Annotated in this window: 16 protein-coding genes and 1 pseudogene; 12 read left to right on the top strand and 5 right to left on the bottom strand. The window is 69.9% G+C overall.

What is annotated here, in order from left to right:
* Positions 1 to 148: 148 nt before the first annotated feature.
* Positions 149 to 352, bottom strand: coding sequence for a hypothetical protein (locus ACZ4Z4_RS35505; RefSeq protein ID WP_468336984.1), 204 nt, complete (start codon positions 350 to 352; stop codon positions 149 to 151).
* Positions 353 to 659: 307 nt separating this feature from the next.
* Here ACZ4Z4_RS35505 and ACZ4Z4_RS35500 point away from each other — a divergent pair, with 307 nt between their 5' ends.
* Positions 660 to 1,730: an LLM class flavin-dependent oxidoreductase gene (locus ACZ4Z4_RS35500; protein ID WP_468336981.1), complete on the top strand. Its 1,071-nt coding sequence runs from the start codon at positions 660 to 662 to the stop codon at positions 1,728 to 1,730.
* A gap of 93 nt (positions 1,731 to 1,823) precedes the next feature.
* Positions 1,824 to 2,057: pseudogene (locus ACZ4Z4_RS35495) on the top strand (MerR family transcriptional regulator); the annotation flags it as partial.
* On the opposite strand, the gene ACZ4Z4_RS35490 reads toward ACZ4Z4_RS35495, so the two are convergent.
* Positions 2,058 to 2,621, bottom strand: coding sequence for a CGNR zinc finger domain-containing protein (locus tag ACZ4Z4_RS35490; RefSeq protein ID WP_468336979.1), 564 nt, complete (start codon positions 2,619 to 2,621; stop codon positions 2,058 to 2,060).
* A gap of 143 nt (positions 2,622 to 2,764) precedes the next feature.
* On the opposite strand from ACZ4Z4_RS35490, the gene ACZ4Z4_RS35485 reads away from it, so the two are divergent.
* Complete coding sequence (locus ACZ4Z4_RS35485) at positions 2,765 to 3,937, top strand: epoxide hydrolase family protein (RefSeq protein WP_468336976.1); 1,173 nt, start codon at positions 2,765 to 2,767, stop codon at positions 3,935 to 3,937.
* 51 nt (positions 3,938 to 3,988) lie between these two features.
* Entirely contained in the window at positions 3,989 to 5,392 is a 1,404-nt protein-coding gene (locus ACZ4Z4_RS35480) for a M20/M25/M40 family metallo-hydrolase (RefSeq protein WP_468336973.1), read from the top strand.
* Here the strand turns inward: ACZ4Z4_RS35480 and ACZ4Z4_RS35475 are convergent.
* Complete coding sequence (locus tag ACZ4Z4_RS35475) at positions 5,290 to 6,225, bottom strand: helix-turn-helix transcriptional regulator (protein WP_468336970.1); 936 nt, start codon at positions 6,223 to 6,225, stop codon at positions 5,290 to 5,292. The genes ACZ4Z4_RS35480 and ACZ4Z4_RS35475 overlap by 103 nt on opposite strands.
* A 166-nt stretch (positions 6,226 to 6,391) precedes the next feature.
* Between ACZ4Z4_RS35475 and ACZ4Z4_RS35470 the strand changes: the two genes are divergently transcribed.
* The 4 genes from ACZ4Z4_RS35470 (at position 6,392) to ACZ4Z4_RS35455 (ending at position 10,204) form a co-directional block, all read left to right on the top strand.
* Positions 6,392 to 7,225, top strand: coding sequence for an SDR family oxidoreductase (locus tag ACZ4Z4_RS35470; protein WP_468336967.1), 834 nt, complete (start codon positions 6,392 to 6,394; stop codon positions 7,223 to 7,225).
* A 138-nt stretch (positions 7,226 to 7,363) separates the two neighbouring features.
* Positions 7,364 to 8,779, top strand: a complete 1,416-nt coding sequence (locus ACZ4Z4_RS35465; protein WP_468336964.1) for an erythromycin esterase family protein — start codon at positions 7,364 to 7,366, stop codon at positions 8,777 to 8,779.
* A gap of 91 nt (positions 8,780 to 8,870) precedes the next feature.
* A complete protein-coding gene (locus ACZ4Z4_RS35460) occupies positions 8,871 to 9,311 on the top strand; it encodes a VOC family protein (protein ID WP_468336961.1) in 441 nt (146 codons plus the stop codon).
* 95 nt (positions 9,312 to 9,406) lie between these two features.
* Positions 9,407 to 10,204, top strand: coding sequence for a polysaccharide deacetylase family protein (locus ACZ4Z4_RS35455; protein WP_468336958.1), 798 nt, complete (start codon positions 9,407 to 9,409; stop codon positions 10,202 to 10,204).
* On the opposite strand, the gene ACZ4Z4_RS35450 is transcribed toward ACZ4Z4_RS35455, so the two are convergent.
* Positions 10,165 to 12,120 (bottom strand): FHA domain-containing protein, encoded by a 1,956-nt coding sequence (locus ACZ4Z4_RS35450; protein WP_468336955.1) that lies wholly within the window; start codon positions 12,118 to 12,120, stop codon positions 10,165 to 10,167. The two genes, ACZ4Z4_RS35455 and ACZ4Z4_RS35450, sit on opposite strands and share 40 nt — an antisense overlap.
* A gap of 175 nt (positions 12,121 to 12,295) precedes the next feature.
* Between ACZ4Z4_RS35450 and ACZ4Z4_RS35445 the strand changes: the two genes are divergently transcribed.
* Together ACZ4Z4_RS35445 and ACZ4Z4_RS35440 are read left to right on the top strand one after the other, a co-directional pair.
* Positions 12,296 to 12,979 (top strand): SMI1/KNR4 family protein, encoded by a 684-nt coding sequence (locus tag ACZ4Z4_RS35445; protein ID WP_468336952.1) that lies wholly within the window; start codon positions 12,296 to 12,298, stop codon positions 12,977 to 12,979.
* A 72-nt stretch (positions 12,980 to 13,051) separates the two neighbouring features.
* Positions 13,052 to 14,095, top strand: a complete 1,044-nt coding sequence (locus tag ACZ4Z4_RS35440) for a hypothetical protein (RefSeq protein ID WP_468336948.1) — start codon at positions 13,052 to 13,054, stop codon at positions 14,093 to 14,095.
* Positions 14,096 to 14,119: 24 nt separating this feature from the next.
* On the opposite strand, the gene ACZ4Z4_RS35435 is transcribed toward ACZ4Z4_RS35440, so the two are convergent.
* On the bottom strand, positions 14,120 to 15,079 hold the full coding sequence (locus tag ACZ4Z4_RS35435) for a threonine/serine dehydratase (protein ID WP_468337193.1): 960 nt from the start codon (positions 15,077 to 15,079) through the stop codon (positions 14,120 to 14,122).
* 277 nt (positions 15,080 to 15,356) lie between these two features.
* Between ACZ4Z4_RS35435 and ACZ4Z4_RS35430 the strand changes: the two genes are divergently transcribed.
* Positions 15,357 to 15,968: a GNAT family N-acetyltransferase gene (locus ACZ4Z4_RS35430; RefSeq protein ID WP_468336945.1), complete on the top strand. Its 612-nt coding sequence runs from the start codon at positions 15,357 to 15,359 to the stop codon at positions 15,966 to 15,968.
* Positions 15,969 to 16,192: 224 nt separating this feature from the next.
* Positions 16,193 to 16,741: a hypothetical protein gene (locus ACZ4Z4_RS35425; RefSeq protein ID WP_468336942.1), complete on the top strand. Its 549-nt coding sequence runs from the start codon at positions 16,193 to 16,195 to the stop codon at positions 16,739 to 16,741.
* The last annotated feature ends 51 nt before the right edge of the window (positions 16,742 to 16,792 follow it).

The raw sequence follows: 16,792 nt of genomic DNA, 5'->3' as shown, positions 1-16,792 counted from the left end.
TGCGTCATTCGTCCATGGGTCGGACTCCACCTGCTAGACAGGCCGGGGCCGAAGTTCGTTGCAGGGCAAATTGACACAGGTGTGTAACGAAGGGCGATTTGCGCAGATGTCCCGAACCTGTACGGCGTCCGGTCTCGGTGCCCCCGAACTACTCGCGAGTTCCACGTATCGGCGGCTGCCGGGGGACGACGGCGGAGCCACCCTCGGCCTGGCACTCGAAGTCGTACAGGAGGCAGCTCGCCGCCGGGGACGTGGCGGTGGGCTCGCGGGACGACTCGGGGGCGGGCGTGGTGCCGCCGCCGAACACGGCGATCGAGGCGATGACGACGCCGACTCCTACGATGGTGAGCACCGCGCCCATCAGTAAGCCGACAGTGCGGCGGGAGGGCGGTGGGAGGTTCACAGCGTTCCTCTCGAGGGGGTGGCTGGGGCGGAGGGCTGGGGTGCCGGGTGTCCGAACCTACGACGGAGTCGGCGGAGAGGTCACCTGCCGGAGAGGAGCGATACAGGCGGCCCTGGCCGGTTTTCGTTCCCCTGGTGGGGGCGCGCCAGGCCACAGGATGACGTAATTCCGCAACGTACGTGATTCCGCAACGGCCCCGCGCCGGGACCTGCCATGCTGAACACGTTCGAGTCGATCCTCACGCCCTGGAGGTTTGATGCGTGCAGGCGTCGTCGTCGCCGCGCAGCCCGGTGTGGAGGAACTCGCCGTGCGGGCCGAGGAGTTGGGATTGCACAGCTTCTGGGTCTACGACACCCCGATGGTCCATGGCGACCCCTTCGTCGCTTTGAGCCTGTGCGCGAAGGCCACCAGCCGCATCAGGCTCGGCATCGGTGTGACCTCACCGGCGCTACGCTCGGCCCCGGCCGCCGCGAGCGGCCTCGCCAGCCTCAACGCGCTTGCACCGGGCCGGCTCAGTTGCGGAGTCGGCACCGGGAACACCGCACGGCGCACCCTGGGCATGCGGCCGACCACGGCGGCCAGGCTGGAGAACTTCACCGCGGCGCTGCAAAATCTGTGCGCCGGACGTTCGACCGAGTACCGCGAGGGTGACCGGGTCCGGGACATCCGGTTCCTGCACGCCGGGGCGCAGGTGAACACCGCCGACCCGATCGAGTTCGTCGTGGCCGCGCTGCTCGGGCCGAAGGCCGCCGCCGTCGCCGGCCGACGCGGCACCGGTCTCATCTCCGTCGGCCTGCTGGACCCCACCGCCTGGCAGGCGCTGCACGAAACCCGCCACCACGCCGCCCAGAGCACCCCCTGCGCCCCCACCGACTCCCGGGCGAACTCCTACCTGGTCACCGCGCTCCACCTGCTCGACGAGAACGAAAACCCCCACGGCGACGCGGCCCGGGACGCGACGGGCCACCTCGTCCTGTCGCTGCTCGCCTTCGCCGCCGACACGGCCGCCGAGGCACCCGCCTTCTCCGAGCAGCTCGGCCCCGAGGAACGCGACGCGGTGCGGCGGCTCCTCGACCGGCGCGGGACCACCGCCACCGCGCCGGACCGGCACACCAAGCTCTATCCCAACTACCTCGGCCACATCGCACCGCAGGACCGGGACCTGGTGCTGCCCTCGCTGATGGACGCCTTGGCTCTGGTCGGCACGCGTGACGACGTCCTCGCCCGCATCACCACCCTGGAACAGGCAGGCGTCGACGAACTCCTCATCCAGCCGGTGATCGACCCACCCACCGAGATGGCCCGGCTCGCGAAGCTCCTCACCTGAGCAGAGGACGACGGGGTGGACGGATCGACAGGTTGATCATCAGCAAGCTGAACAGCCCGTGCGAGAGAGGTCGACGCCGCCGTCGACCGTGTCCGGCTGATCCAGCAGCTGTACGCCGCCGGGCTGCCGAGCAAGTCGATCGCGGAGCTGTTGCCGTGCGTGGTGGACGGCGAGGCCACGCCCGAACTGCTCGACCGGCTTTCGGCGGAACGGGAGCGCATCGACAGCCGGATCGGCGATCTGGTGGACGCGCGGGACAGGCTGAGCACTGTCATCGCCGCCGCCTCCGCGAACTTGCGGACAGGCCGGCACTGCCGACCGCGGTAGTCAGCGCCTTCTGTGCTGGTTGGCGTTGAAGCGCGCCTTCTTCTGGCGATTCCCGCACGTGTTCATGTCGCACCATTTGCGGGTGCGACTGCGACTGGTGTCGAAGAAGGCGGCTCGGCACGTCGGCGACGCGCACAAGGCCAGTCGTCCGTCCCGCTCGCCCGCGATGACGCTGACCGCGTCGGCGGCGATCACGCCGAGGGCATCCTCCAGACGGGAAGCCGAGCCGAGCTGCCAGCGCCGCTCGCCCTCGGGTGTCAGGATCGCCGCGGCCCGCCCCTGAGCGCTGCGGGCGTTGATGACTTGGACGGCAGCGGCAGGAAGAGCGTCCCCGGTCGCGGCCGCCGTCGCCGCGGCGTGGATCGACTCCCTCAGTTCCCGCGCGAGATCGAGCTGGGCCGGGGTGCAGGAGTCCACGTCGAGGCCGCTCACCGCCAGCCAGTCGACGAGGCGGCCCGGCGTGGGAATGCGCTCCACGGCGTCGCCATGACGCTCCGACAGAGTGCCCGTGAAGCTGGTCGCCAGCACATTGCCGAGACGGAAGTCGGGGAACGCGGCACTCATGGAACCACCTTAGCCGGTTGCGGTGCGGCTCGAAGTGCTGCTAGAGCTAGAACCGTCATTGCCGGTTCCCGTGATGGATGCGATGGATCCATGGGATGGATTTCGATGCATCGGGGCCGGTTCCGCGCCGGCCAGGAGGTCTCATGCCCCGTCCGACCAGCGACGTACAAGCATTTGAAGCCCACGCAACCGACGCGGAGCTCGACGATCTCCGCGCGCGGCTGGCCGCGGCGCGACTGCCGGAGGCCGAGACGGTCCAGCGCGCCGCGCCCGGCCCTCGCCGATGGGAACAGGGTGTTCCGCTCGCCGACCTCGTCGATGTCGTCGACTACTGGCGTACCGAATACGACTGGCGCCCTTTCGAAGAGCGCCTCAACCGAATCGGTCAGTTCCGTACGACCATTGATGGCCTGGGAATTCATTTCCTGCACCGCCGGTCCGCCCGCGCGGATGCCACTCCCCTGCTGATGACGCACGGCTGGCCGGACAGCATTGTCCGTTTCAGCGATGTGGTGGACGAGTTGGCGGATCCGCGGGATGCGGACGCGCCGGCGTTCCACGTCGTGGTTCCCTCGCTGCCGGGATTCGGCTACAGCGACAAGCCGACCACCACCGGGTGGGGCACCGAAAAGATCGCGGCCGCCTGGGTGGAGCTGATGGGAAGGCTCGGCTACCGCAGGTTCGCGGCCCACGGCGGCGACTGGGGAGGCAATATCACCACGATTCTCGGCGGCAGGTTCCCGGCGCACGTACTCGGCATCCACAGCACGTTCGCGGAGGCGCCGCCCGGGGTGACGACCGACGGGCTGACAGCGGTCGAGCGCGAGTGGGCCGAGGAGACCCGCGATTTCTGGCGCCACCGCGCGGCGTACGCGAAGCAGCAGGCGACCCGGCCGCAGACCATCGGCTACTCGCTCGTCGACTCACCGGTCGGGCTTCTCGCCTGGATTCTGGACAAGTTCGCCGAGTGGACGGACACCCAGGACAGCCCGTTCGAGACGATTTCCATGGATACCATTCTCGACAATGTCACCCTGTATTGGCTTACGCGAACCGGTGCGTCTGCGGCCCGCATCTATTACGAAAGCCACAACTCGCTGGACCCCGATCTCCGGGTCGATGTCCCGTCGGCACTCACCATGTATCCCCGCGACGTCGAGAAGTGTCCGCGCCCCTGGGCGCAACAGCGGTACCGACAGATCGTCCGATGGACGACGCCCGAAAGCGGCGGGCATTTCCCGTCGCTGGAGGTTCCCGAGTATTTCGTCAAGGATCTGCGTGAGGGCCTCGCGGCAGTGCTGGCTGCCCATCGGTGAACGGGCGACGCACCCTTGCGGCGCGTTGGAATGTCCATGACCATGGGCCGCATGTCGCAGCAGACGGGCACTTCCCGGCGTACCGTCCTGGCCGCAGCAGCGGCCGCCACCACGGCCGGAGCCGTCGGCCTGCAAGCGGGCCCCGCCGCCGCGCACGACGGCCCCGGCCCCACAGCCCAGGAACCGCCACGCGAACTGCGCGCCATCCTGCGGGAGATCGACCACCGGCGCATCGAGGCGACGGTGCGGCGGCTCGCCGCTTTCGGGACCCGGCACACGCTGTCCTCGCAGGACGACCCCGTACGCGGCATCGGCGCCGCCCGCGACTGGATCCTCGCCGAGCTGCGGCGCCACGCGCGGCGCTCGGGCGGGCGGATGACCGTCGAGCTCCAGTCGTACGTCCAGGAGCCGGGCCCGCGCATCCCTGCTCCGACGCGCATCACCAACGTCGTGGCCACCCTGCGCGGCTCGGCGTCCCCCGACCGTCTGTACGTCGTCTCCGGGCACTACGACTCGCGCGCCAGCGACGTCATGGACTTCACGAGCGACGCGCCCGGAGCCGACGACGACGCCTCCGGGGTCGCGGTCGTCATGGAGCTCGCGCGGGTCATGGCGACCCGGCGCATCGGCGCGACGCTCGTCTTCGCGGCCGTCGCGGGCGAGGAACAGAGGCTGTTCGGCGCGGCGCACATGGCGGAGCAGTTCAAGCGGCGCAAGGCCGACGTCCAGGGGATGTTCACCAACGACATCGTCGGCAGCTCCACCGCCGACGACGGCACCCGCGACCCGCGGACGATCCGCCTCTTCGCGGAGGGCGTGCCCTCGTCGGAAACGCCGGAGGAGGCCGCCGTCAGGCGTTCGGTGGGCGGTGAGAACGACTCGCCGGCACGCCAGCTCGCCCGCTTCGTCAAGGACGTGGCCGCGAACGACGCCACCGGGATGCGGGTGCGCGTCGTGTACCGCCGCGACCGCTATCTGCGCGGCGGAGACCACATCCCCTTCCTCGAACGCGCCTACCCCGCAGCCCGGTTCACCGAGCCCGCCGAGGACTTCGCCCACCAGCACCAGGACGTCCGCGTGGTGGACGGCAAGCAGTACGGGGACCTGCCGGAGTTCTGCGACTTCCCGTTCGTCGCGCGCGTCGCCCGCGTCAACGCCGCCGCCCTGTGGAGCCTCGCCCAGGCGCCCGGCACCCCGCGCGGCGCGAAGATCCTCACCGCTGCCCTGACCAACGAGACCGAGCTGGTGTGGGAGCGCGGCACCGAGGCCGATCTCGCCGGGTACGAAATCGTGTGGCGCGAGACGACCGACACCGACTGGACCCATGTGATCGACGTCGGCGACGCCACCCGTCACACCGTCGACCTGTCCAAGGACAACGTCTTCTTCGGCGTACGCGCGGTCGGCCGCTCCGGCCTGCGCAGCCCCGTGGCGTTCCCCGCACCGCAGCGCTGAGGCGCCGCGAGGGCGGCCAGAGCCGCGTGGGACGGCGTGCCCTGTTCGGCCGCGTACGTGACCAGGACCTGGTCGCCCTCCTCGGGCAGACTCAGCGTCTCGCGGCGCAGGGTCAGCTCACCGGCCGCGGGATGGCGGAGCCGCTCGATGCCGTGGGCGTGCGCGCCCACGTGGTGCTCGGCCCACAGCGCGCGGAAGTCCTCACTGCGCACCGACAGTTCGCCGAGGAGGTCGCACAGCCGGTCGTCGCAGGAGTGCCGGCCCAGGTCCATCCGCAGGGCCGCGACGGTGCCGCGCGCGGTCTCCTCCCACGCCTCCCGGTCCGGGTACAGGCCGCGCACGGCCGGGTCGAGGAAGAGGAGCCAGGCCGCGTTGCGCTGCCCGGGCGGCAGGGCGTCGAAGTCGGTGAACAGCGCCCGGGCCGGCCGGTTGGAGGCCAGGATATCCAGCCGCCGCCCCAGCACGTACGCGGGCACCTCGCCGAGCGCCGTGAGCAGCACCTGCACGCCCCTCCTGACCGGCTGCGGGGCGGAGGGCGTGGACGCCGGGTGGCGCAGGGCGCGGGTGAGGTGACCCAGGTGGGCGCGTTCGGCTTCGTCCAGGCGCAGGGCTCGGGCGACGGCGTCCAGGACGGTGTCGGAGACGTTGTGGGTACGGCCCTGTTCGAGCCGTACGTAGTAGTCGACGCTCACCCCCGCCAGGTCCGCCAGCTCTTCCCGGCGCAGGCCGGGCACGCGTCGACGGCCGCCGAACGGGCGTACGCCGAGGTCCTCGGGGCGCAGCCGGGCGCGGCGGGAGCGGAGGAACGCGGAGAGCTCGGTGCGGAAGTCCATGGGTCAAGTGTCCGTCACAGGGTGGTTCTGCTGGACCCAGGGTGGAGCGGAGCCCTGGGTCGGTACGTGGATCTCCTTCAGAGTCAGTACCGCAAGGCACCGCGGGACCCGCAGGGGACCGCGGAGGCCGCCCGCAATGACACGACGCACTTCCGTGGAGACCACCATGACCATCACCACCGAGACCACTGGGACCACTGGGACCACCGAGCCCGCCCGGCAGGCGGCCTCCCTCACCCGCCCCCTCACCGGCCGGGTGGCCGTCGTGACCGGAGCCTCCAGCGGCATCGGCGAGGCCACCGCGCGCCAACTGGCCGCGCAGGGTGCGCGCGTCGCCCTGCTGGCCCGGCGCGCCGACCGTCTGCGGGAGCACGTGGCCCGGATCGAGGCGGCCGGCGGCACCGCCCTCGCCGTGCCGACCGACGTGACCGACCCGGCCTCGCTCACCGCGGCCGCCGCCGGCATCCGCGCCCGCCTCGGCCGCGTGGATCTCGTCGTCAACAACGCCGGGCTCGCCCTGCCCGACCTCCTGGACGGGGACGGGTCGGTCGGCGCCAACTGGCAGCGGATGATCGACGTGAACGTCACCGGCGCGTTCGCCGTCGTGGAGGTGTTCGTCCCCGACCTGCTCGCGGCGGCCGCCGAGCGGGGCCACGCGGACCTGGTCAACATCTCCTCCGCGGCCGCCCAGTCCGTCCTGCCCGGCTTCGCGGGGTACGCCGCCTCCAAGGCCGCCTTCAGCCACCTCTCCCGCAATCTGCGGGCCAGGCTCAGCCCTGCCGACGTACGCGTGACGAACATCGAACCGGGCACCGTCGACACCGAGTTGCGCGACCACATCGACGACCCGGCCATCAGCGCCGCCGTCCAGGAGGCCGTGGGCTCCATCGAGGGCATCCCCTCCGGAGACGACGTCGCCGAACTCATCGCCTTCGCCGTCGGACGCCCGCGGCACGTCAACCTGTCCCAGATCTCCGTACTCCCCACTCGGGAGGCGTAATTGGCGGTCCGCTCGTCCGCACCGACTGCTGGGGTTTTCCCCCGGCCGGTTCGGGCGGACAGCACCAGCGCGCCCTGCCACCCGTCCGAGCCATGATCACTTCGACGCCCCTGCGGACCACCGAAGCGAGGAGAGATCATGACGCCCGTTCAGAGGTCGGCGCCAGGCCGACGGAAGGTGCTGGCCGCGGCGGCCGGAGTCGCCGCCACCGCCCTACTGGCTCCGGCAGCCCACGCCGAAACCATCGCCGGCTCGAAGCGTCCCGCACCCGGCGGCCCGAAGCGTTCCGCACCCGGCGGCCCGACGACGAAGAGCGGCCGGGCCGCCGCGGTCCGGGCGCTGGAGCGCGCCGCGCGCCCCCTGAGGTCGACGGAACCGGGCGGGCGCGCCGCGGACCTGCGCGCGCTGGGCACGATGATCGGCGATGCGGAGGTCGTCGGCCTGGGCGAAGCCACCCACGGTTCGCACGAGTTCTTCGCCATGAAGGAGCGAGTCTTCCGGTACCTCGTCGAGGAGAAGGGCTTCGGCACGTTCGCTTTGGAGATGAGCTGGACGGCCGGTCTGCGCATCGACGAGTATCTACAGGGCGGCCCCGGCTCCGCCCGGCAGGTCGCCAAGGAGGCGCTGGCCGGATCCCCCTGGGAGCGCGAGGAATTCGTCAGCCTCCTGGGCTGGATGCGCAGGCACAACGACCGCCACCCCCGTCGCCGCGTCCACTTCATGGGCAATGACGTCGGGGCACCCAGGCTCGGCAGCGCCATCTTCGAGCGGGTCCTTTCGTACGTCCGCGTGCACCGTCCCCAGGACCTCACCCGCCTCGAAACGCTGTACGCCCAACTGCCTCCGCTCGACGACATCTTCGCCTACCTGAGCAGGCCCCTCGCCGAACGGCGCCGCGCCGCGGACATCGCCCAGCAGGCGTTCGCCCTGGTCGCCGCGGTCGCCGTGGGGAAGGGGGCGGGCGGTGACGCCCACGAGTGGGCCGAGCAGCACGCCCGCAACATCCACCAGACCTTCGCGTTCGCCTCGCTCGACCTGTCCGACCCGGAGTCCGTCTCCGCGGCGGAGCACCTCCGCGACAAGGCCATGGCCGCCAACACCGCCTGGTGGCACCGCCGTACCGGCGACAAGATGCTGCTGTCGGCGCACAACGGGCACGTGGGCTACCTGTCCACCGACCCGGTGATGTACCCCACGACGCAGGGCGTCTACCTGCGCGACACCCTGGGCAGCCGCTACGTCGCCATCGGCTTCACCTTCAACCGCGGGTCCTTCCTCACCGCCACCACCCTCGGCAGCCCGTGGAACAAGGTCACTGTCCCGCCCGCCACCGCCGACATGCAGGAGTACACCCTCGACCAGGTCCACCACCGCGACTACTACGTCGACCTGCGCACACTCCCGGCAGCGGCCCGCGACTGGCTGGACACACCGCGTCCCGTGTACGACGCCGGCTCGTCCTTCAAGAACGACCCACTCCCCACTCTCGCCATCAAGAAGGCCTACGACGTGCTCATCCACCTCCACCGGGTCCACGAGGCCGTCCCTGTCTGATGCCTCTGATCCCTCTGATCCCCCCCGTACTGCCGTGCGCCCGGCAGAATGTTGCGCAGTTCGGTGGACCGGGGACGAAGGAGAATCCAGCATGGCGATTCAGCGGATGGACAACGTCGGCATCGTCGTCGAGGACATGGACGCCGCCATCGCGTTCTTCGTGAAGCTCGGGATGGAGCTGGAAGGCAGGTCGGAGATCGAGGGCCCCGTCGCCGACCGGTGCACCGGACTCGACGGCGTCCGCTGCGACATCGCGATGATGCGGACGCCGGACGGGCACAGCCGACTGGAGCTGGCGAGGTACCGCAGCCCCGCGGCGGCCGGCGCCGGGCCGCGCGACCGGCCGCACAACATTCTGGGCACGCACCGCGTCATGTTCGCCGTCGACGACCTCGAGGACACCGTCGACCGGCTGCGCCCGCACGGGGCCGAACTCGTCGGCGGGATCGCCCGGTACGAGGACAGCTATCTGCTCTGTTACGTCCGCGGCCCGGAGGGCATCATCGTCGGGCTGGCCGAGGAGCTGCGCTGAAGAACTGCGCTGACCGACTGCGCTGGACAATCGCGCCGAGCGCACTTAAGGGCGGGGCGGGGTTGACCGATGGCTGAGGTATGCACTCGCTTTCCGTGATCAGAAATCGCCGCCCTCTCGCCCGGCGCATGCTCGGGACGGCCGCCGGGCTGTCCGCCGTCCTGCTGTGGACCCTCGAGCAGGGTCCGGCGGCCGGACCGGCCCAGGCGACCACGCCGCGACCGGCGGCGACGGCGGACAGCAAGGGGCTACGAGCGCTGTTCGGCTCGGAGAACCGGGTGATCCGTACGCGCGAGCGGGTGGTCGCCGTGACGTTCAACGCGGCCTGGAACGAGGCCGGCCTGGACAGCATCCTCGGTGACCTCGCCCGCCGTCGCGCGCCCGCCACGTTCTTCCTGACGGGTGACTTCGCCGACCGCCACCCCGCAGCGGTGAGGAAGATCGCGACAGCCGGCCACGGCCTGGGCAACCACTCCTTCAGCCACCCCTACTTCAAGGATCTGGACAAGGCGGGACGACAGCGCGAGGTGATGACGACGGACGCGGCCCTGCGCGCGGCCGGGGCGGGCCGCGCGGTGACGCCGTTCTTCCGGTTCCCGTACGGCGAGACCAGTCCCGCTCACATCAGGGAAGTCAACGCCCTCGGGTTCGCCGACATCGAGTTCACCACCGACACCAACGGATGGAAGGGGACCGAGGGCGGCATGACGGTGGGCCGCGCGGTGCAGAGGGCACTGGACGCCCTGCGTCCGGGAGCGATCCTTCAGATGCACGTCGGCGCGTCACAAGGGCGCAAGGAGGTCATCGACGCCCAGGCCCTGCCCCGTATCCTCGACGCGATCACCGCGCGCGGCTACCGCGTCATCGACCTGCGCACGCTGCTCACGCCCTGAGACCCCACGCTCGCGTCGGGGGAAACCCCCGACTGCTCCGGTGCCGAGTCCAACCGCTCCACCGGGTAGAAGATGTCGATGTCGACCTCCTCGCCGCCCACGATCTGTGTGTCCCACGCACCGCTGCGGACCAGTGTGTACAGGGTCTGACTGTGCAGCGTGTCCAAGTGTTTCAGCAGTGTCGCGTCGTCCGGCATGCCGGGGACCCGGGGCGCCAAGCGGCCCCGTATCGCACGCAGTTGACCCATGAGCGCTTCGAGGTCGGCTTCGCGGTCCAGGTCACGCCCCTGCTCCAGGGACTCGGAAATGCTCTCCTGGATCTTGTCCTTGATGGCCCGCGTCACCCCGTCCTCATCCGTGGTGATCATGGAGTTCCAGGCGCGGCTCTTGTGCCGGTACTGGAGCATCGACATGGCCGCCTCGTGGCGGACGAAGTCCGCGTCGCGGAACGGGCGCCCGCGCCAGGTGCCGCTGAGGGACCGGGCGAGGGAGATGACCGATCCCCAGCCGCTGTTGAGGCCGCGCCCCGGCCAGAAGTGGATGGCGTTGGCGGCGTCCCCGAGCAGGAACCCGTACGTACCGGGGCCGGCGGATGTCCTCGGATACAGCCGTGCGGTGAACCGCGGCCGCTGCACCATGTCGAGCCGGAACGCCGTGACGGCAGTCAGGTCCGACTCGGGCACGGCGAAGAGCGCCAGGCCCTCCTTGACCCGCTTCCACAGCGCCGACCCTTTGATCAGGGCGGGCAGGAAGAGGGTGCTGTGGGTGTCGCAGCAGAAGTCGCCGTCCTCGCTCCGGTTCATCACGCACGGGCGTGAGGCGATGCACTGCTCGAACACCTGCCGGACGGGGTCGATCCCCACGACTTCCTTGGCCTCCTCGTCGGTCAGCCGCATGTTGAGGAAGCCCTCACCGCGCAGGGAGTTGAGGAGGAAGCGGTTCTGCGCCACTGTCAGCAGTACGGACATCGGATCCGGAAGCCGCGACTTCACCTTCAGGCCGAGCACTACGTCCTGGAGATGTGCGCCTTCGAGGGAGTAGATGGACTTGTCGGCCTGTCCGAACTTCTCGGCGAAGTGCTCGCGGGTCCGGGAACGGCCGCCTTCGCAGATGGCGAGCACGTGGTCCGCGGACACCGTCTTCTCGTGCTGGAGCGCGTCGAACCGCTCCGGGACCAGGCGGATGCGGTCCGGCTTCTCGTTGGCCATCTCGAGGAGGGTGTCCTCTACGTAGGCGATGCGGATGTTGCGGGGGTTGTGCCCGTCGATCGAGTCGGGGCCCGCCGGCCACATCTCGCTGTACGCGCCCTCCTTGAACAGCCTCGCCTGGACGTCCTCGGGCAGGCCCAGATACTGGCGGCTCTGGACGGTGACGACCTGCTGCCGCCGGACGTTCCCCTGCTTCGCGTCCTTCCAGACGACCCTGTCTCCTCCGGCCCGGGTCCAGCGACCGTCGTAGACCGTGATGGCGACCCGCGGGCCCAGAAGGGATTCGAGCAGCAGGGCGAAGGCCAGCCCGACGGGGCCGCCGCCCGACACCGTGACCTTCAGCACCGGCACCGGCTGCTCGGCGGGGGGAGGCGTGAGCGCCTGCAACACGGAGAGGTCGATGATGGTCTCCATCGGATCCGCCGCCTCGAAGCGGAAGGTTTCCTTTCCGATGGTGATCAGGTCACCGGGTTGCAGAACGTGGGAGGTGGCGCGCTCCCCGTTGACGTAGGTGCCGTTGCTGCTGCCCAGGTCGTACAGCATGAAGCCGTGCCCCTCACGGCGCACCTCGGCGTGGAACCGCGAGATGCTCACGTCCCGGATCACCACGTCGTTCGTCGGTTTGCGGCCGAACGTGAGGGGTTTCGTACCGATCCGGAACCGCTCTCCGGCCAGGGCGCCTTGACGACTGACGATCTCAGGAGGCATGGGTCCTCGGATTCCCTTCACTCGACGAGCCGGGACGGGCAGCAGCGAAGGCGGCCGAACGGGGCCGCCGTGTGTCACTGAGTTCATACGGCTATACGGCAGGGTGCGGTAGTGCGTTCAACGGAACATTTCGATTGCCCGAGAACCGAGGCCATGCCCCTTGTAGGTTGCGAGGATGTCTGAGCAGAGCGAGATGGAGCAGGTCACCGCAGTGTGGGGCCGACTCACCGGATGGCTGGCGGAGCGGGCGCCTCTCTCGTACGCCTCGTTGCTTCCTCCGGCGGCTGCGGAGGCCGTCTCCGCTGCGGAGGCCGTCTCCGCTGCGGAGGCGAGCCTGACGCATGCGCTCGACTTCGGCTTCCCTCCCGAGCTGAAAGCTCTCTGGCAGGTGTGCGGCGGTGTCCAGGATGTGGAGGTGCCGGGCAACAAGGACTCGGCACTGTGGGCGGGCGCGTTCCTGCCCGGGGGGATCTTCCTCGGCCCCGAAGCCTCGCTCTGGCAGCGTCTGCGCTTCGGGCCGGACGAGGACGACCCGTGGGAGGGGGCCGACTTCGTGGCGTTCCTCGACGCCGAGGAGCCGAGCGGTGCAGGTGAGTTCGGCATGTACGTCTCGTCCTCGGCGGATCCGACACTGCGGGGTGTCGGGCGCTGGTCGACCATGACCGGCCCGGATCTGTCACCTCCGGCCTGGCCTTCCGCGGCCGCATACCTGGAGGCGGTCTGCGAGCTGCTTCAGACTGGCGATGGCCCCTTTCTGGATACGGCCGACTGGCGACGACCCGCGCTGTCGCTGGGGTGCTTGGTGTGGATCGACCCGGAGGACGGTCTGGAGGTTCCCTGGCGGCCCCTCCACCCGTGACGGGCCACATTGGAACGGTAGACGTCTTGTAACGGTAGACGTCTTGTACTCGCCATCAGGGGGAATGGGGCTGTGAAAGTCGGGGCGGCACGTTCCGCCGCAAGCCAATGGGTCGAACGGTATGCCCGATCCGAGGCCGGCTATCGAGGTGCGTTCTTCAGCGGCTCGACCGTCGGGCTGCCGGACGACGTCGAGTTGCCGCCCTCCTCCGACGTCGACATCTCCGTCGTCACCGCCGCCGAATGCCCACCGGCCAAGCCGGGGAAGCTTCGCCACCAGGGCGCCCTGCTGGAAGTCAGCCATCTGCCGTGGGCCGAGCTCGCCTCCGCCGACGCGGTCCTCGCGTCCTACTACCTGGCCGGCAGCTTCCGCACCGACACGGTCATCGACGACCCCACAGGCCATTTGCGCAGGCTGCACGGACACGTCTCGCCCCGGTTCGCCGCCCGGCCCTGGGTCCGTCGCCGGTGCCAGGATGCCCGCCGCCGGGTCGAAACCCGTCTCGCGGCGATCGACACCTCGGCGCCGTTCCACGAGCAGGTGGCCGCCTGGTTGTTTCCCACGGGCGTGACCTGCCACGTGCTCCTCACCGCCGCCCTGCGCAACCCCACCGTCCGCCTGCGCTACCCGGCCGCGCGCGACGTCCTCGCCACCTACGGCCACCTCGACCTCTACCCGGCCCTCCTCGACCTCCTCGGCTGTGCACGCCTGTCCGCGCACCGCGTCCAGCACCATCTGCGCGAACTCGCCGCGACATTCGACGCCACCGCCCGGGTGGCGAAGACGCCGCACTTCTTCAGCAGCGACATCACGCCCGCCGCACGGCCGATCGCCATCGAGGGAAGCCAGTCCCTCATCGATGCCGGCGACCACCGCGAGGCGGTTTTCTGGATCATCGCGACCTTCGCCCGCTGCCACACCATCCTGGCCGCCGACGCTCCCCCGCTGCACGAGTCTCTCGCCCCGCCCTTCCGGGCAGCCGTCGCCGACCTCGGCATCAACTCCACCGACGACATCCTTCACCGGGCCGGCGAAGTCACCCGGTTCCTGCCGCGGCTTTGGCAGACCGCCGAGGACATCCTGGCCGGAAACCCTGAGATCCCGGCGCCTCCGTGACCGACGGGACGAGAATCGGCACGGTCAGCGCAGCCCGAAGCGTTCGGACCAGGCGGTCACATCGGCGGTCGTCGCGTTGCCGCCGCAGACCACCAGGCCGAGCCTGGCGCCCTCCCCGACACGCTCCAGCACCTGGCGTGCCGCGGGCAGCAGACATCCGGCGGCGGGCTCGGCCCAGACCTTCGCGTGGTCGGCCAGGTCGAGGGTGCCCTGCACGGCCTCGGCGTCGGTCACCGTGAGCACATCGGTGACCAGCGCCGAGACATGTTCGTACGTGAGTTGTGAGGCGCTGGGCGCGCTCAATGTCGAGACGATCGAGGACAGTTCGGCCCGCACCGGCCCGCCGGCGGCCAGGGCCTGCGACATGGCTCCGGCGCCTTCGGTCTCCACACCCCAGACCCGTACACCGGGACGGCGCGCGTGGAGCGCGGCGGCGACCCCGGAGATCAGCCCTCCGCCGCCGATACTGACGAGTACGTCGGTGACGTCCCCGGCGTCGTCCGCGAACTCCAGGCCGACCGTGCCCTGGGCGGCGATGACGACGGGGTCGTCGAAGGGATGGACCGGGGTGAGCCCTTTGGCCTGCAAGTCGTCCACCAGGGCGAACGCGCCGTCCATGGTGTCGGCGACGATGACGCTCGCCCCGGCGGCCTCGGCGATGTCCACGGCGTGGCCGGGGGCGGACCGTGGCATGACGACCGTCGCCTTGACGTCCAGCGCACCGGCCATGACCGCGACCGCGATGGCGTGGTTGCCCCCGCTCACGGCCACGACCCCCGCGGCGCGTTCAGCCTCGGTGAGGGTGAGGAGCTTCGCCACCGCACCGCGCGCCTTGAAGGAGCCGGTGCGTTGCAGGAGTTCCAGCTTCGCGGTGACGTGCGCGCCCAGGAGCGCGGACAGGCCGGGGCTCGGCACCGTCGGGGTCCGTATGACGTGCCCGTCGATCTGCTCGGCTGCGGCTTCCACGTCCGCGACAGTGATCAGCACCTTCGCCTCCGTCACATCGTCCGAGCCGCAGGGATGTCGGGTTCTACGTATCTTCCACGGCAGCGGGGCGGCGACCGCGTGGACGCCGCGCGCACGAGCGCACGACGATCAACCGCGCGCCGGTTCGATGATCCTACGCCGCCCGCGCCCTGGCCGACACGGGCGCCGCGATCCAGCTCGCGAAGGCGCGCGGCACCCGTGTGATCACGAGCGCCGACCGGGGGCAAGCAGTAGGTTCGTGCCGCTGAAGGCCTGAGTGGGTGGGGGTACTGAAATGTTCACGCTGCGGAAGATCGCCGATGATCCGTCACTTCTGACACGCCGCTTGCCACGGATCGACGGTGCGGATGTCGTCTTCCGACCTCTCACGCGAGCCGACCCTGAGCTTCTCGCAGGTTTCCTCGCCGGCCTGTCGCCCGAATCGAGGCGACTGAGCACCTTCGACGGATACGGCCTCGCAACCGCGCAGGAGCTGTGTGACGCGATCGCGCGCTACGACAAGCTCAGGCTGGTGCTGGAGGAAGTGCCGTCCGGCAGGATCGTCGGCCTCCTCGAGTTTAGTCTCGATCTCCACCCCGACGACATCGCGCGCTATCACGAGGCCGGCATTCGGCTCACTGCGACCGATTGCCGCTTCGGCCCTACTCTGGCCGACGACTACCAGGGAAAAGGAGTGGGCACGCAGGTCTTCCCTCTCCTCGCGGACGTAGCACGGGGTTTCGGTAAGAGAAGAATCATTCTGCTGGGCGGCGTTCTCACCGACAACGCTCGCGCCATTCGCTACTACAAGAGGAACGGGTTCCAGGCGGTCGGCTCCTTCACCGGGACCAACGGTTTGGAATCGCTCGACATGATCCTTGACCTCGATCCGCCGCTCGGGCCGTGACGGCCATCGCTCACGATGTCCGGGAAGGCAGTACGTCGTGTGAGGCCGGGGGCATCGTCGAACGTGGGGGTGGGCGGGACCTCGTGTCGCCTCGTGACGCCTGGCGCCGTTTCCCTTGCAACGGTTGTGTCGTTGGCCGGTTCTGGATCGTGTGGTGGGGTCGGGCTTCCGTAGGCTCGGCAGGACAGGACTCGCCTGTCACACGAGTAGCCCTGGGGGTTGTCGTGCTGTACGCATTCGCCTTTGAGCGGGTCGGCGTCGTGGTCAGTGACCTCTACTTTCTGAACCCGAAACCGCTGCACGGCCAGGAGTCCCCCGAGCGCGGAGTGCGGTTGGAACTACGAGTTTTCGAGAGCGGCGAGTTGCCGGGTTCCATGTACTCGGCACGTCCCATCACGATCGGCCGCCCCCTGTGGCGGGTGGATCTCCTCCAAGACGCGAACGCCGCCCCGAACACCTTCGACCGCACACACCATCACCCCGACATCGTCGGCTGGGAGCCCGGCCCGCGCACTTTCGTCGAGGAGTTGTCCGACGAACCGCTGGGCTGGCTGACCGGGAAACTTACCGATATCTCCAGCCTTTTGGACGAGGCCGGCATCTCTCCGGATGAGATTTCGGCAGCCGATGCGGACGGTCTCCGCACAGCTGCCCCCGAGATCGTGGGAACCATCAGCCGGATGCTGGAGCGGGTATGGGCCGGCGAACTGGGTCTTCCTGCGGGCGACGTGGACGCCGGAGCGGTGACCAGCATGCGAGCCGGCTGGCTCTAGTAGCTCCAATCCGCCTGGGAGGGGCGAGGCACGGAGCCGGGTCCGAGTTGC

This window comes from Streptomyces sp. NPDC030245 (assembly GCF_055572995.1).
Note: the sequence above shows the minus strand (reverse complement) of the source record. Positions and strands in the feature narration are given on the sequence as shown.

Coding starts and splice junctions, on each gene's coding strand:
- ACZ4Z4_RS35500 (WP_468336981.1), top strand. CDS start 660: ATGCGTGCAGGCGTCGTCGTCGCCGCGCAGCCCGGTGTGGAGGAACTC.
- ACZ4Z4_RS35490 (WP_468336979.1), bottom strand. CDS start 2,621: ATGAGTGCCGCGTTCCCCGACTTCCGTCTCGGCAATGTGCTGGCGACC.
- ACZ4Z4_RS35485 (WP_468336976.1), top strand. CDS start 2,765: ATGCCCCGTCCGACCAGCGACGTACAAGCATTTGAAGCCCACGCAACC.
- ACZ4Z4_RS35480 (WP_468336973.1), top strand. CDS start 3,989: ATGTCGCAGCAGACGGGCACTTCCCGGCGTACCGTCCTGGCCGCAGCA.
- ACZ4Z4_RS35475 (WP_468336970.1), bottom strand. CDS start 6,225: ATGGACTTCCGCACCGAGCTCTCCGCGTTCCTCCGCTCCCGCCGCGCC.
- ACZ4Z4_RS35470 (WP_468336967.1), top strand. CDS start 6,392: ATGACCATCACCACCGAGACCACTGGGACCACTGGGACCACCGAGCCC.
- ACZ4Z4_RS35465 (WP_468336964.1), top strand. CDS start 7,364: ATGACGCCCGTTCAGAGGTCGGCGCCAGGCCGACGGAAGGTGCTGGCC.
- ACZ4Z4_RS35460 (WP_468336961.1), top strand. CDS start 8,871: ATGGCGATTCAGCGGATGGACAACGTCGGCATCGTCGTCGAGGACATG.
- ACZ4Z4_RS35450 (WP_468336955.1), bottom strand. CDS start 12,120: ATGCCTCCTGAGATCGTCAGTCGTCAAGGCGCCCTGGCCGGAGAGCGG.
- ACZ4Z4_RS35445 (WP_468336952.1), top strand. CDS start 12,296: ATGTCTGAGCAGAGCGAGATGGAGCAGGTCACCGCAGTGTGGGGCCGA.
- ACZ4Z4_RS35430 (WP_468336945.1), top strand. CDS start 15,357: ATGTTCACGCTGCGGAAGATCGCCGATGATCCGTCACTTCTGACACGC.